At 52.0% G+C, this 14,864-nt stretch carries 11 protein-coding genes; 2 read left to right on the plus strand and 9 right to left on the minus strand.

The window, feature by feature from the left end:
• Positions 1-64: 64 nt before the first annotated feature.
• Genes KTR07_RS03665 through KTR07_RS03675 form a run of 3 tightly spaced genes read right to left on the minus strand, consistent with a single transcriptional unit; the run spans position 65 to position 5,500 of the window.
• Positions 65-391 (minus strand): RNA-binding protein, encoded by a 327-nt coding sequence (locus KTR07_RS03665; protein WP_121972120.1) that lies wholly within the window; start codon positions 389-391, stop codon positions 65-67.
• A complete protein-coding gene (locus KTR07_RS03670) occupies positions 391-684 on the minus strand; it encodes a hypothetical protein (RefSeq protein ID WP_121972121.1) in 294 nt (97 codons plus the stop codon). Before KTR07_RS03670 ends, KTR07_RS03665 begins: the two co-directional genes overlap by 1 nt.
• A 49-nt stretch (positions 685-733) precedes the next feature.
• Positions 734-5,500 (minus strand): hypothetical protein, encoded by a 4,767-nt coding sequence (locus KTR07_RS03675; protein WP_217315172.1) that lies wholly within the window; start codon positions 5,498-5,500, stop codon positions 734-736.
• 2 nt (positions 5,501-5,502) lie between these two features.
• Between KTR07_RS03675 and KTR07_RS03680 the strand changes: the two genes are divergently transcribed.
• Complete coding sequence (locus KTR07_RS03680; protein ID WP_121972123.1) at positions 5,503-5,763, plus strand: hypothetical protein; 261 nt, start codon at positions 5,503-5,505, stop codon at positions 5,761-5,763.
• 198 nt (positions 5,764-5,961) lie between these two features.
• On the plus strand, positions 5,962-6,198 hold the full coding sequence (locus KTR07_RS03685) for a winged helix-turn-helix domain-containing protein (RefSeq protein WP_121972124.1): 237 nt from the start codon (positions 5,962-5,964) through the stop codon (positions 6,196-6,198).
• Between the two features lie 265 nt (positions 6,199-6,463).
• Here KTR07_RS03685 and KTR07_RS03690 read toward each other — a convergent pair whose 3' ends face one another.
• The 6 genes from KTR07_RS03690 to KTR07_RS03715 form a co-directional block, all read right to left on the minus strand.
• A complete protein-coding gene (locus tag KTR07_RS03690) occupies positions 6,464-7,774 on the minus strand; it encodes a hypothetical protein (protein ID WP_121972125.1) in 1,311 nt (436 codons plus the stop codon).
• A gap of 4 nt (positions 7,775-7,778) precedes the next feature.
• Positions 7,779-10,049 carry a hypothetical protein gene (locus KTR07_RS03695; protein WP_217315174.1) on the minus strand — a complete coding sequence of 757 codons (2,271 nt, stop codon included), beginning with the start codon at positions 10,047-10,049 and terminating at the stop codon, positions 7,779-7,781.
• Positions 10,050-10,052: 3 nt separating this feature from the next.
• Positions 10,053-11,741: a hypothetical protein gene (locus KTR07_RS03700; RefSeq protein WP_217315176.1), complete on the minus strand. Its 1,689-nt coding sequence runs from the start codon at positions 11,739-11,741 to the stop codon at positions 10,053-10,055.
• Positions 11,738-12,628 (minus strand): hypothetical protein, encoded by an 891-nt coding sequence (locus KTR07_RS03705; RefSeq protein ID WP_217315178.1) that lies wholly within the window; start codon positions 12,626-12,628, stop codon positions 11,738-11,740. The genes KTR07_RS03700 and KTR07_RS03705 overlap by 4 nt, the downstream gene beginning before the upstream one ends.
• Before the next feature lie 369 nt (positions 12,629-12,997).
• Entirely contained in the window at positions 12,998-13,813 is an 816-nt protein-coding gene (gene zupT, locus KTR07_RS03710) for a zinc transporter ZupT (protein WP_121972128.1), read from the minus strand.
• Between the two features lie 165 nt (positions 13,814-13,978).
• Positions 13,979-14,164, minus strand: a complete 186-nt coding sequence (locus KTR07_RS03715; protein WP_121972129.1) for a hypothetical protein — start codon at positions 14,162-14,164, stop codon at positions 13,979-13,981.
• Positions 14,165-14,864: the final 700 nt, after the last annotated feature.

Here is a 14,864-nt window from a genome sequence, read left to right on the forward strand (position 1 = left end):
CCCAAGAAAGAGTACGACCGGGGTACTCTTTGTGTAAAGAGTAGCGGCAGACAGAAATTTCGGTTTATGCGTCTTTGGAGATTTCGTTATAAACCGCCTCCACGGTGCCCCACATGTCGTCGGGCAGTTCCTCGTCCGAGATCTTCTCGCAGGCGGCTTGCAGGTAGGCCATCTCGTCGGCGGAGAACTCTACCTCCAAGGGATGCTCTTTCTCCACGTCCCACTCGATACGCTTGTCTTCCGCATTTTCACGAAGGTTGATGGCTTTACGTTCCTCGTCACCGATGGCGATTTTACGCAGGATTTCCTTTTTGAGGTTGAATTCCTTGAAGTTGCCGCGTGCCGGCAGAAAAGTTGGCAGGTAAAGGCGGTCCTTGACACTCAGTTCCATTATGATTCTTTTTTAGGATTGATACTTTCACGGATATATTGCTGCATCTTGTCGAAGTCCAGAAATATGGGGCCCAGTTCCCTTCCAGCGGGAAGATTACAGGAGATGTTCCCCTGTTCCATGTAGATAATCCCGACGGGGGGTATGTTCCCTTCCGTATCGGCTTCCTTCTCGTTCACGGAAACATGAAGACGGCTCAGCTCGTCATTGACAATGGAATACTCCAATACATAGGAGGCGTTCTCCGTCTTTTCTTCAGCGGTCTTGGTGACAGTGATGTTGGTAATGTTCATACGCTTTGGCTTTTTAATAAGTATAGGGCAAGGCTATGGATTCCGGTTACTAGCTGTTGTAATTTAATGCCTGATAGTGGAATGACGGGTAGTTGCAGCAAAGAAGGGTCAGTGAATCCCCTCTCTCCATACCGTAGTTTGTCGTGCCCCCGTTCTGGTTCCTCACATTCATGATATTCACGTGTCCTCCCCAGTTATAACTGTAGAACAATGTGAACACGTAAGCGAAATCCGATGGAAGGCTCGAATACCCGAACATGCTCGCGACTGACGATGCGTTCGGTAGATTGATGTTATAAGTGGCGTTGGCGTAAAGGCAAAAGATGTTATTGTCAGAAAAATCAATGCTATAGCCGGAACCTGTGAAATAGATCCTTTTCATTTTGAGACCGATGATGGCTGGTGCGACCAATGGGGCATTGGACCATACCCCATAGTTCCGGTGACCGTTCTTCACATCAATATACAGCCCGTAGTTGTTCGTATATGAATTTACCTTGCTGTTGACGATGCGCCCCGTTGCGCAGGTTCCACCCGAGGTGGCAGGAAAAGTGTTGGCTCCCAACAGAACGTAGGAAGTGGTGTTTCCCACACGGAACAAATCATTGTAGATGGCAAGCCCGCCACCGGAACCACTGCCCGAAGCGGTAGAGCCGATACGTCCCTGACCGATGGAGAAGCCCCCGACGGTTCCGGCGTTGGCATTGATGGTTCCGGTCATGGTCACGTTACCGCCGGCGTCCCACTTGATATTCTGGTTGGCAAGATACCCGGAACCGTCAGCTGCAAACGAGATCTTCCCGCATCCGAACGCGGCGGAACCGTCAGCCTTCAATCCCCAGTAATCTTTTCCCGAGGAAGGATTGTCATGATAGATATAGCCGGATGCACTGATGACAATGCGGTGTCCGGAACTTGGAGCCGATGCCGTAAGCGAGCTGGTACCTAACGCCCATCCGCCAATCTTGCCGGCCACGGCCGTGATGCCAGTCCTGTCAAGGGTGACCTTGACGGAATTGCCCGCATCTCTGACCGATATGCTGCCGTTATAGGAACTGCCGCCTACCACCAGTGCGCTGTCCACGACTATCTGGTTCGCCTTTACCGTACCGGTATAGATCCCGTTGGCATCGATGGTCGTGGTATACTTCTCCGTCGATGTCAAATCAAAAACTGTTGCATAGGCCACATACCAGGTCAGCGGTGCGGAAGCCGTTCCCTGTGCCCCGTCGATATAGAAGAAATGGGTGGTGGAGAAATTCAAGGTTCCGCAGACGACCTTGTAGACATACTCTTTCCAGTCTCCCGTTCCGGCTGTGGGGGTGAGCCAGCGGCTCGATCCGCCTGTACCGATATTGTTGCTCGCCCAACAGATGTTGCGTCCCGTCGGTATCTTGGCGATGATACGGGCTACCAGCACCTTGCGTGAGCTGCAAGTCGTTCCGAAATAGAATCCCCCGTTGCCGGGGCTGGCCGTACCCTTGGTCTGTATCTTCAGTACATACTTGCTGTCATTGGGTGCGGTCGAATTCTGCTCCCGGATAATCGTCACCATACCGTTACCGGAATTGTTATAGATACCGACACCATTGTTCCCTTTCCAGAAAGTGGGGTCACGGTAAAGCATCTTGCCGAACGCCATGGCCGAGGCGAGTTCCTGGGCGGTCGTAATACCGGTCGTCCACTGTGCCGACACGGAAGAGGCGAAGGTGACGGAACCGGAAGCGTTCCATGAGATGTTGCCGCCCGCAATCTGCCCGCTACCGTCGTGGTTCAGTTTCCATTTTGTACCGTTCGTGATCGAACCGTCCGAGCCCAACGAGATGTTGTTCTTCCAGATGTGGTTATGGTCGAATGCCCACCCGGCGATACGGTTATAGACCTCCTTCGCTCCGCTTTTGGTATAATTGGCCGACAGGCAGAAGTATTCCAGATGGTCCCAGGACATCATCTGTATGCCGATGAATCCCGTCTTGACCGTATTCCCGTTTGCCGCAATCTGTCCGAATACAATATGGCCGGCATTGCTGTTCTGATGCCAGGTCAGCGTAATGCCCAACGGTTTGTATCCTCCCGTGTACCAGTAACCGCTTCCGGCTGATGCCGAACGGATCTGCAAGGGTATGGCACCCGCTGTTCCGACACTGCCGACGGTGATGTTGTCGTTCCCGATGGTAAAGCCACCGATTTTCCCCTTGGTAAAAGTACAGCTCAGTCCGTTGATATAGGCCGTATTGATGATAGAGGACTTGATGCTGGCCGCATCGAGTTTGGAGGCATTGATACTGCCCGCCGCAATACGGTCAGCCGAGAGTGTCCCGGCCTTGATACTGGATGCGTTGATGCTGACGGCATTGACCTGCGCCGCCGTCAATGTTCCGGTGTAAATTCCCGTAGAACCGATATAGGTCAACGGATGGGCGGCAAGGGTGCTGTCGCTGCCCTGTGCCAGTGCGATAAAGCGCCTGCGCCGTATCTCTTCCTCCACGGAGGCGGTCAATGTACGTGGGGCCGGGGCATTTGCCTTCGTGGAGCCGCTCTGGAAAATCAAATCCGAGTTATAGGCGATCTGGGGAGCCGCCGGTATGGGGGACGGGCTCATGGCACTGCTGACAATCGGCTGGTCGGAATAGATATGGTAGACCGCACCGCCTGTCCCGCCGCCACGCAGGAACACGGCGAACATGCAGCTGTTGCCACATAGGGCTGCCCCGGCAAACATGCGGCAGTACATCTCGGAAAGTTCATAGATGTCCCACGAATAGGCAATACCACCCCAACCGCCGAAATTGGCTTTGATAAGCAGGATCAGTCCGCCTTTATGGGTGGAGGTGTTCCAACTGGCAGGAGCCTGCTCGCTGTAACCGCGACGGATCAGGATATCGCGCTTGACGGTTTGTTCGCCGCCTTTGAAAATGACCGGATAATATACATTTTCTTCTCCGTTGATGACGATTTTGTGGTAGTAGGGATAGCCGTAATTTGATTTCTTGGCCGCCTCTATGTCGTTTTTCCACAGCAGGGAGACAGCGGAGGAAAACGAGACTTTTCCGGCCGCATCCCACGAAATGTTTCCGGAAGCGATCTGACCGCTGCCGTCATTGTTCAGTTTCCATTTGGTACCGTTCGTTATCGAACCGTCGCTGCCCAACACCACGTTGCCTTTCCGGATGGAAGACACATCTATCGTCCACCCGGCGATATTGTTCTGTGAGCCGAGACGGGCAATACATGCCCCCGCGCTGTTGGTCGCGTACAGCCCGAAATCACTGTCGCTGCCATAATACAGCTGTACCCGTTGTCCGGATGTCGCGCTGGAGTTCAATCCATAGACCACCAAGCGCCTGTTCCCGCTGTCAAGCAGGATATGGCTGCCGCTCAATGCCGTCGCTCCGATCGTCCAGCCTCCTATCTTGCCTTTGGTGACATTCAGCGTAAGGGCTTCGATGTTGCCTGCCGTAACCAGCGAGGCTTTCACGCTGGCCGTATCCAGTTTGGAGGCGTTGATGCTGCCCGCCGCTATACGGTCGGCGGAAATGGTGCCGGCAGTAATCTGACCGGCGGTAATGCTCCCGGTATAAATACCTGCCGCGGTGATTTTTGTCAGTTTGGGATAGGTGTTACCACCCAGAGCGGTGGTTATGGAATCAATCGGGGCTGTCCATTGAAGGGAAACGGAAGCGGCGAAAGTAACATTTCCGGAAGCGTCCCACGCGATATTGCCGCCCGCCACCGCACCGGCTCCCGTCGATTCAAAACGCCACTTATAGCCACGGATACCCGTTGCCCCGACAGTCATCGATCCGGATGCTGCCGTATAGGTGTTGGCAGTATTCTTCTTCGTACCGCGATAGATGCTGTCACTGTCGATACTCCATCCTCCGATGGTTCCCTTGGTGGTCGTGAGGGTCAGGGCATTGATGTTTCCGGCGGTGATGAGCGAGGCTTTCAGGGAAACTACATCGATACGCAAAGCTGAAATTGTTCCCGAGATGATTTGCGAGGCATCGAGATGCAACACTTTCACGGTATCGGCGGAAAGCGTTCCGGTAAAGATACCGTCCTTATTGATATAGGTTGCACCGGCCCAGTTCAGGCTGACATCAGCTCCGAACTCGATTTTGCCGGTGGAAGCGTTGTATTTGATGGACTGGCTGCCGTTGCCTAACTGCACATTGCCCCCGTTGTCTACGTAAAAGGTCTTGTAACCGTCCTTGAAGCCATGGATGCCACCAACCGTTTCTACAGTAACCGTTCCGGAAGCTGTCTTGACGGAAAGCGGGAATGAACCGATGGCAATACCGGAAATAGTATCGTCGCTGTTCTTGATACCGGTGAACAGTTTCGGGGTAATGACCGTATTGCCATTGATGAGTGTCTTGCCCGTGTTCCACTCCTTGACCCAGCCGAGCATGGAGGCATCTGCACCGTCTTTTCCCGGCGTACCGGATTTGGCTTTCGACCAGGCAAATGACAGGGTATAGGTAGCTCCGGATATGATGACGGGAATGGAAACCGTACCATGGTCGGCCAGCGTGGCCGTACCCGCCGCAATAGTATAGGTGATGGTCTTGTTGCTGTTGTTGACGGATATGGAAGAGAACCCGGCAGGCTTGACGACCCTACCGATGGAGAAGCCGGTAAAGCCCGAATCCCCGAGCGTGACTTTGACGGCGGAAGTGACGGATACGGTGGAGAGGATCTTCCCGTCCGCATCCGCGGGGAAGACATATTCTCCAAGCGACTGGCTGATGGTATAGCCGTCTTTCTGTATGTGGATTGTCGCCTGGCCACGGGCGACCAATGTCTTTGCCATATATGTCCTTTACGGAAAGTATAGGGCGAAAGAATGGCGGCGGGTTGCCGCTAAACTGGGAAATCAACACGCAGAACATGAGGGGGAGTAGCAATATCAACACAACCGTGGCGGACAGGATAAGTTTCCCTTTGGACAGCGGAAAGACCAAAAGCCAGGGAATGGAGGATAAAAATTCAAGGATGGATACCATAAAAGCGGATATAAGTTCAGGTGTTTATTTGAATACGGACGGGAATAATATTATACAACAAGCCCTGTAAAAAGATAACTGTGCAACAGGAACATCCCCGGCTGACCGGTACATACATTCAATCTTATGAAATATCAAATTCTCCTTAAGACGTTAAAATAATATAAAGTTGGAGATTAAATTACAATCCAACAGTAAATCCGTGTCAATGGATTATAAATATCAGTACATTTGATGTATAAAAAACAACCTTATAAGAAGGAAAATTATGAACAAGCACATTATTGGCGAAAATGCAGGAATCTTATGGCGTTTCCTAAGTACAGACGCCCATAAAAGATGGGAAATCGCGGAAGTTAAAAAAGGTACTGGTATGGATGACATGGAACTGGCCAGCGCGATCGGATGGCTGGCACGTGAAGATAAAATTCAGTTTGAACTCCAGCATCCAAATGGAAAAGATAAAAAGGCATACATATATCTTATGCTGAACGTGTATTTCTAAAAACAGGCCTCCGGTGGTGAGCCGGATGAAAAAAGAAGGCATAAAACAGAAATGGTACCGGTTATTTCCTTATATAGCATACATGGAACTGACCGATCTGAACAATATCCGGTTTTACATTTTGGGAAGTAAAACCGGATATTTGTTTTCAAATTAATATTAATCAATGTTTTATAATATATAACAAGCGTCATGTCATGTCCATACACGGAGCCGGTGATAAGTCCGCATCAGTCGTCTCCATAAAAGACTGTAAAGTTTTCTGTTATTTCGATACCTCGCACATGAGCACGCCCTTACCGGTCACATCAGCTTTCGATACGGTGATGGATTTTCCCGTGTAAGTCTTGATGACGGATGTTCCGGTCGGGTTCCATAGTTTCCACGTGTAAGTGTAGGCTGTGCCGCCGGCATCCAGTTCCTCTCCGTTACGGTACAGTACCGCCTTGGCATCGACATCATTGCTGTTATTCTTGATTGTAAACCCTTTCTGGCTGACCAGATCCACCGTGATGGGATCCGACATGTCCGTAAACGAGATAATGTCACAAACGACCTTGTTTGCCGAAGCGTTGCCGGTTGAGGTGTCCGTATCCTTGATGGCGCATTTGAATGTCTCGAAATTCAGCACGGCATCCGCCGTAATGGTAATCTCGTTCGTGGTCCAGCCTGCCGTCACTCCACGGGGATTGGCGGAAGTCAGGCAGGCCCATCCGGCCCCCAGCATTGCATTGTAATACGGACAGGATACCGGACTGCCAGAAGCGCTGGTTCCCGTGAGTGCCGAAGTCAGCGTTACCACTTTGGTTGAAGCGCTTACCGCCGATATGGTGTACTGCGCGGACCCGATAGAGATTTTACCCCCGGCTTCCATATTGGTGACGGAAGCGACGGTAACGGTGGTCGCACCGGTTTTTGCCTCGGCTGTAAGGGTCGTGTTGGCGAATACCGCAGAGTCCTTGATGCCCCAGGCATAGGTTACATTGGTCGTATCGATGGTGGCGCCCCGCCACAGGTCGCAGTGCGCCTTGAGCGTAGCCACTTCATCGTTCTTGAAGACAATGCCGTCGGGGGCATAAGCCACGGCGGCAATCATCGCCCCCGCGTTCAGATGCTGGGTGAACTGTACCTCCGCACGGAAAGGAATCTCCAGCCCGTTGGCATCGATGTAGATTGCCTCGAAAGTATACCGTACCTGCGGGGCGGAAACGGTCATGTGGTTTGCCTTGACGGTCAGGGCGTATTTGGCGGAAGCGGCGCCGATCGTGCAGCTGTCCTGTCCGGAAGTTATGACCGTGCCGTCCTTGTACCATTTGGCGGAACCGCTCTTGACACCGGCTGTCAATGTCGCCGCGTTGCCGACGGATGAGATCTGGTCTACGGCCGCCTTGCCGCTGACAAACAGAGAAGGGGTCAATATCAGGTATGGGGATGCCGCCCACGAGGGGGCATACGCGCCGGTATCCTTGTTGAACACCTGGGTCAGCGGTTGCGAGGAACCGATAAACGCCTGTAAGGAGACAGCATCATTCTGGTCGATGATGGTGACTTGTCCGCGTGCTACTTTGATTGCCATATGCTTATTGTAATGTTGTTGATATATTCACTTCACAGTCGAAAACGGCCTTGCACCACACGTCCCCGCCGGTTATCTCTATCTCCCTGCCGTAACGCGGTGCGGCGTTCCATATCCTGTCACTCTCCGTATCGCGGCTCGTCCGTATCCAGCGGAAATTGCCGTCGGGAATGAGCGGTGTGATCTCTTCACCGCCCCTGTACACCCTGGCACGGAGTACCGTCGAGACGATTCCGTTGCGGAATGTCGTGCCGTTTTCAGACTCCACATAAACAGTATAGGAGGGAGATCCGTCGTAAAGTTTGAAAAAGGTATGGGTCGCACTGATTTTTTCATTACGGTATGTTGCCGTGTAGCGGAGGGTCAGCACGTCGCGCTCTTCCCAGCCATGAAACGGGGGTGTCATTTCAAATACGGCGGCATTGCATCCGGCATCTTTCCATATGCCGTCAACGGCAAGGTATTCCCACTGCCGGCTTTCCGGCTCGAAATTGTATTCGGTCGCCACAAGCGGGATATTCTCCGGCTCGCATGCGCCTGAAAGTTCGTCCTTGAAATGGAACGCCGTGCCGCCTGTCAGGGAGACGGAACGGGGCTTGAGCAGTTCCTGCGCCTCCTCGTCGAGGTCTTCCCAGCGGATGGTCACATCGCGCAGTTCGATGGTATCCTTGCCCCACTTGAACCGTCCTGAGGCGAAATGGCCCGTCCCGTCCGGATTGATGACGAAAGAACCGTCCCGTGAAGCGATCGAGCCGTCTTCGTTCAGCCGCAACAGGGGATTCTGTATGGTACCTCCGATACCTCCCTTATTGAACCAGGCACCGTAATCGTCCGTGTAGGACAAGGCTTCATCGGTCGCCTGATAGGGGGTCACGTTCTTTCCGGCCTCCAATTGGGGGGCGGACAACGACAAGGGGGCGGAAGCGGCAATGCCGAGATACATGACGGGGGAATCAGACCCGCGTATAAGGAACGGGATATTATAACGGCTCCACCCTTTGCCGGCATCTGCCGTCCGCTCTCCTACAAGGTGTTCATCCTGATAAAAGCGGATGAGCGCCGTATCTTCCGTTTTTATCCAGACCGAGAAGCAATAATGGATTCCGATATGAGCCTCACGCCATGCGGCACTTTGCGCATCAAGAAGGCTGTCTCCGGTTACCCGTACGCAGCACCCGAGTCCGGCGGGAGATGCCTCGTCCAGCTCTTCTGAATGACTGAACCGACAGGACAGGCTGTCGGGAATGACATTCTTGTGGATTTTGCCTACATAGAACGTGCTTGAAAAACCGTTCTTGTCTCCCGCGGTAAGCGTGCCGGTGATATTGACATTGCGTGTGGCATAGAGGTTCTGGAAATATGCCCCGTAACCGTCCAACATACCGAATACCGGATCGATGATGCCGCTGACCTTTCCCACACGTGCCTTACTCGCCTCGCTGAAGGCGGATACAGAGGCAAGACGGACAATGTTCAGATCGGCGACCTCGCACCAGCCTCCTTCGGCAGTCAGGCTTGATGTCAGGTCGAGAAACAGGCTCCGGCTGTACTGTGCCGGGTAATCCACCGTGATGCCCCATAACCTGTACTTCCAATCCTGACCGATGGAGACCTCATCTTCCGCATCCGTCTTTTCACGGTTCGTATAGCCGAACCGTATCGGTACGGAGTCCAATGCTTTGGAAGCCCTGGCCTTGAACGATACCAGCAGGCGTTCCGGGTATCCGACCGGTTCTTCCAATGTCAGCATCAGCCCGAAGGAATCGTTTCCTGCCGCTTCTGCGTTGCGGATGACGCGGACAATGCGTGTGGCTTCCGGACCGGCATTCAGGTATTCCGTTCGCAGCATGCCACCATAAACGGCGTACCTGGACTTGTCGGGCACTCCCGCCACACCTCCGTTCATGACGGGATAGCACAGGGAGCGTTCGGTCGCCATGCCGTCAATGACATCCATATAGGGTGAGTCGCTGTCAGAAGCCGTCAGGTACAAGGTCCCGCTGCGTGCCGTATCGAACAGGTTGGTAACCCGCACGAAGTCCAGCAGTTCACCGCCCTGCGGCTCGTCCCCGTCCAGTAATGCCCCGACGAAATAAGGGGCGTCCCTGTCCCCGACAAGCTCCGTTCCGGTTTCTGTCACGCACATCAGCGAATAGACGGTACGTACCCGTTCGGCATATTGCCTGCGGATGATATCCCCGGCTTGCAGTCCCTGTGTCTTCTGCGAGTCGGGGGCGATACGGATCTTGTATGTCGGATAACGGAATACGGACATGGATTATGACAACTTTTCCACGGTGTCTCCCGAACAGCTGTCGCTGATCCAGAAGGAACCGTTGGTTACCGAAGTCTTTTTGACCTCGAACTCATAGGCGCGGAACTTACGGCGGGCCACCACCTCGTCGAATGTGGCGGAAACGCCTCCTGTCGTCCGGTTCCGACGGATAGCCCATCCGCTTCCGGAAAGGCCCAGGGAAAAGAACTCCGAAGAGAGCGACCCGGTAAAGACGCTGTTCCCGTAATGCCGGATACCGTCCTCCACTGCTTGCAGGCGTAACGCCTCTGTCAAGTATAGGGTTCTGTCAGTAATCCGGGTGGGCGACGCATGGATTCCGATATGCCCGGCTGCTTCCAACGGAACGCCGGTCGTAACGAAATCGGCATCGGTGCGGATATGGAACGATTCGCTGTGTCGGTTCTGCGGGGCATAGTAACTCACAGACGGACGGTGTGAAAAATCGGTTCTGCAAGGGATAACCGTCCTTGTGCCTTCCTTCTCATAGAGTACATCTGAAGAAAACGACATGCGCTCCTTGTCGCCTGTGAGAATGAAGCCGTCTGCCGTGCCCATCCGTAAACGCTTGTGGATGACAATGCCTTCGTCAAAAGTGTCTACCCGGTATGAGGAGAGCAGGTCGGCGCCGTAGTTGTGTCGGACAGTCAGCGAGCCCGGGAAGCACGCCTTTCCGTAAGGGGAAAGCATCAGGCACTCACCGTCCACATCCGATATGCCGGAGAACAGGCGTATCTTCGGGGTATGGACACTGCCTAAAAGGAGATCACCGCCGATACTCCCGAACTGTATTTTGTCCTTGTCGGTACGGAGCAGTACAGGAACCCCGCCAATTCGAATGCCGGACCCATCCAGGAACGAGAGGAATCCGCCGAGCGCGACATCCTCTTCCGAGAACGAAAGCAGGCATTTTCCCTTGTCGCCCAGTTCCACGCCTTGCAGGGCTTTCAGTCCGCCATCCATGACCGTGTCCCCTTGCACCGTCAGATTCCGCCTCACCATACCGTCCCGCATCGTCCAATCCGCTGTATCGATATTGGCATTTCCATGATGGTAGACATCCAGTCCACCCACGGCCAGCCGTGTCGGGGAGATGGATATTCCTGTATCCTCGTCCCCGATAATCCATGCCCCTTTGGAATGTATCGTTGCTGCCAGGAAGTCTATACGGGAGGCATCAAGTATGGCTGTGCCCTTGTCCGAATCGTAGCGGAGCAACTGCCGGCCGCCGATATGCAGGCTGTCGCCCCCGACTTTCAGGTTACCGGTAATCCTGATACCGTACTCGACGGCAGTTACCACTCCCTCCGAATCGGCAATGTCCTGTGAATAGGTTTCCAGAATACGGGAATTTCCAATGCCGGATTCAAAACCGTAGTTGGCATTGAGCCTGCCTGTCATGCTCCCGCCCGATTTCTTCAAGTAATCCAACAGCAAGCCGCCGCTTCCGAAACCACCTTCTCCCGTTACGGCACCGGCAATGGCGGATGCAAAACCGTAAGCGGTATTCTTCAGTCTCAGGCTGGTCTCGTCGCCTTCCTCGATGCCGTAAGGATGCTCGTCGTCCTTTTTCTGCTGGGCATTGAAAAAGTTATGGTACAGCTGTGCGTAGATGGAATAGCACAGGCTCTCCTTGTCGATGGTTTCTATATCGGGATGCAGTTGTACGCTCATTTGGTGTAGCAGGTCTTGGAAAGAAATTTCTGGATACGTGATGTCAGCGAGATGAAGTTCGACACATTGATCGGAAACATCGTGCCCATCAGTGTGGGGGTCATGATTTTCGAACATTCCGTCAGGAAGTCGAGCATCAGCCGGGCAAGCTCATTACCCAGAACCAGCGGCTCGGTGGCATTCTCGTCACCGAGCGTCACCTTGTTGTCGGCAACGGCAACGGTCGTGGAATTGACCTTTTGTACCACTTTGTCCGCCGTCTGTCTGACTTCAGACTTGTCCACCGTATGCGTGATGCTTTCCGCATCGATAACGGTTATCGCTTCCTTGTTTTTATCATTCCTGACGGTTGTTGTGACGGCGGTCGGCGTATAGCGGGTGGAGGTCTCGTTGCCGGTAGAATCCAGTTCGTCGTAATCCGGAGAGGAATCGCTATCCGGATCCAAATCCTCCATTTCAGTCACACCGATGACGGTTGTCGTGCGGGCATTGAGCCGCAGGATGTCCACATGGGAGAAATTCACCACATAGGCATAACGGGTGGCAGCATCCATGAAGATGGTCACATCGGAAAAGAGTGTAGGTACGATCAGGAAGCCGCCTTCACTGTTGGTTGCAGCCGAAAGTAGCACGCCTTTATGGATGACAAGTTCGGCGGAGGCCGTCTCGTCCGGGTACTCGCCGACATCGATGGTGCCACCGTAGTCGGAAAACTCCTCGTCCGAAGGGTCATCGTGTATCTTGGCGACATAGCCGTGTATCATGCAGGCCGTACCGATACCGGACATACCACCCGGAGCCAGACTGATACGTTCCATGCTACGGCCGAGAGCTATTTTACGAATAGCCTCGCGGATAAGCAACTGATTTGATTTGTCTGAAGACATGCGTTTTTTTTGGAAAGAATAGATGTCGTATGGTCCGTTGGTTGCAGATTACCATGTCATTCCTTAAAATAAATATAGAAAATATACGTTTAAATGGGGCTGATGATGTATACACTATATTACAGGTAATCAAATGTGCGTCAAAACATTATTGAAAAATGCAGAAAAACCGGTAGAGCCAGTGTATTTACCAAGAATAAACAATTCGCATTATCCCTTCCTTTGTAAGATTATGCTATGTCTTAAAGCATTATATGAATCTTTATCACCATTGAGTCTAAAAAACTTATCGGTACTTTTCGCATAATGGGAGGAGTCATATCTTTTCTGTTTTTTAGTTATTCCTTGTTTTTATACCGTTTCGTTTGGCTAACCCGGCATCAACAGGACGAGTGCCATGACAGCCATGCCTGCCACCAAGCCATAGATGGCATGGTGGTGTTTGCCGTATTCTTCGGCAGCGGGCAGCAACTCGTCAAACGAGATAAAGACCATAATTCCGGCAATCATACCGAAAATGATTCCGAATACGTTGTCATCGAGAAAGGGAGACAATACGAGGTAGCCGATGATGGCTCCCACTGGCTCTGCCAAACCAGACAGAAACGAGAGCCAAAAGGCTTTCTTGCGGCTGCCCGTGGCGTAATAGACGGGTACAGAAACCGAAATACCCTCCGGAATGTTATGTAAGGCAATGGCGATAGTGATGGGGATGGCAATGTTTGCATCCTTCATGGCGGCAAGAAACGTAGCCATGCCTTCAGGAAGATTATGGACAGCCAGTACCAGGGCTGTCACCAAACCCACGCGCAATAATTTTGGCTTTACTTTCGGATGCGGTTTATCCTCTTGATTCATCTCTTCCACCCAATGCATCTCGTGCGGATTCTTGTAGGGGGGAATGAACTTGTCGATGAGTAAAATCAACGCGATACCTCCGAAAAAAGAGAGTGTCGCATAGAGTGCCCCATCGGTTTTGCCGTGTACCCCGACAAGGGTTTGCACGGAAGAGAAAAGGAATTCCATAAACGACACGTAAATCATCATTCCTGCCGAAAAACCCAACGAAAGAGAGAGGAACAACGTGTTGGTACGTTTGGCAAAGAAGGCGATGGCGCTACCTATACCGGTAGATAGGCCGGCAAACAACGTAAGAAGAAAAGCTGTGAACACAGGTTGAGGCATGGCTATGACGGATTGGGAGTTAGTGTATCAAAAGAGAACAAAATACGGTTATGTTTCGAAAACGGGCCGAACCACCTGCAAAGAATGGCACGCCCGACAGGAGGAATGGCCTGGTTTGGAGACAAAGCGTTTCATTCACGTGGCAACTAAGTTTAGCCAGAATAGTTAAGTCTGAAGTTGTTCCATGCTGATACCTTCATTTTTTATTTCAATGACTTCTTCGGGAAACGCCTCTTCCGACCGGGAAGCCGCCCTGCTTTGCGTAATCCATGACTCTTCGCAAAAAAAAAGGCCGTCGACTCCTTGCACGAGTGTAACTTCGTCGTTGCTGATGATGTTGGTGATACTCATATATGCTGATTATTTTTTAGAAATTCTAATTGTTCCGATACGGGCTTTAACTTTCGCACCAAACGTAAAGATTCCTGGCAGGGCCTTATGCAATTTCCCATACAGGCGACGGGAGTTGAATCGAACAAAAGATGCCTGACACGCCTCGTTTCGGGATCGACTACAAAGGAGATACGATTGTCCACGACTATGCAGTTCCCTCCACAAGGCTTACATTGCAGACAAGATGAAGAACGGATGTATTGATCCGTTATTTCACGGCTAACGGGATGTTTAAAACGATTTGCTTCCATCTTTCATTATTTATCATGGTTTTCTTCCGTCCCTCCTAAAGCAGAGGTATACGCGTTGGTGAAACACTTGTTCACCTCACCGAAAATAAATTCGTGCTGCACACTTCTTTTATCTTCTTGAAAAACTCTCCGCGCTATAGTCGGTAACAGCTCGCGTGTATAATTCTTAGTTGTTAGCATAGGCGGGAACGGGGTCCTTTTTTAGTTACAAAGTTCGTTACATATATTTTCTGTTGCAATACCTTAAAATAATGATTTGCCACCTGTCGTATCCCTATTTTTGTAGTAGCTTGACAATAAGTCTATAGCTTCCAATACACCGTTTCTACCCGTATCAAAGCCACAGACACGCAATTACGTCCAAGCCGTAACGCCCGCCGTTAATTTGATTTTCTTTCGCTATACGC

This window comes from Bacteroides sp. MSK.20.82, assembly GCF_019052485.1.
GTDB classification, from domain to species: Bacteria; Bacteroidota; Bacteroidia; order Bacteroidales; family Bacteroidaceae; genus Bacteroides; species Bacteroides thetaiotaomicron.

Excerpts from the sequence above, each read along its gene's own strand:
- KTR07_RS03665 (WP_121972120.1), bottom strand. The coding sequence starts at position 391 with ATGGAACTGAGTGTCAAGGACCGCCTTTACCTGCCAACTTTTCTGCCG.
- KTR07_RS03670 (WP_121972121.1), bottom strand. The coding sequence starts at position 684 with ATGAACATTACCAACATCACTGTCACCAAGACCGCTGAAGAAAAGACG.
- KTR07_RS03675 (WP_217315172.1), bottom strand. The coding sequence starts at position 5,500 with ATGGCAAAGACATTGGTCGCCCGTGGCCAGGCGACAATCCACATACAG.
- KTR07_RS03680 (WP_121972123.1), top strand. The coding sequence starts at position 5,503 with ATGTCCTTTACGGAAAGTATAGGGCGAAAGAATGGCGGCGGGTTGCCG.
- KTR07_RS03685 (WP_121972124.1), top strand. The coding sequence starts at position 5,962 with ATGAACAAGCACATTATTGGCGAAAATGCAGGAATCTTATGGCGTTTC.
- KTR07_RS03690 (WP_121972125.1), bottom strand. The coding sequence starts at position 7,774 with ATGGCAATCAAAGTAGCACGCGGACAAGTCACCATCATCGACCAGAAT.
- KTR07_RS03695 (WP_217315174.1), bottom strand. The coding sequence starts at position 10,049 with ATGTCCGTATTCCGTTATCCGACATACAAGATCCGTATCGCCCCCGAC.
- KTR07_RS03700 (WP_217315176.1), bottom strand. The coding sequence starts at position 11,741 with ATGAGCGTACAACTGCATCCCGATATAGAAACCATCGACAAGGAGAGC.
- KTR07_RS03705 (WP_217315178.1), bottom strand. The coding sequence starts at position 12,628 with ATGTCTTCAGACAAATCAAATCAGTTGCTTATCCGCGAGGCTATTCGT.
- zupT (WP_121972128.1), bottom strand. The coding sequence starts at position 13,813 with ATGCCTCAACCTGTGTTCACAGCTTTTCTTCTTACGTTGTTTGCCGGC.
- KTR07_RS03715 (WP_121972129.1), bottom strand. The coding sequence starts at position 14,164 with ATGAGTATCACCAACATCATCAGCAACGACGAAGTTACACTCGTGCAA.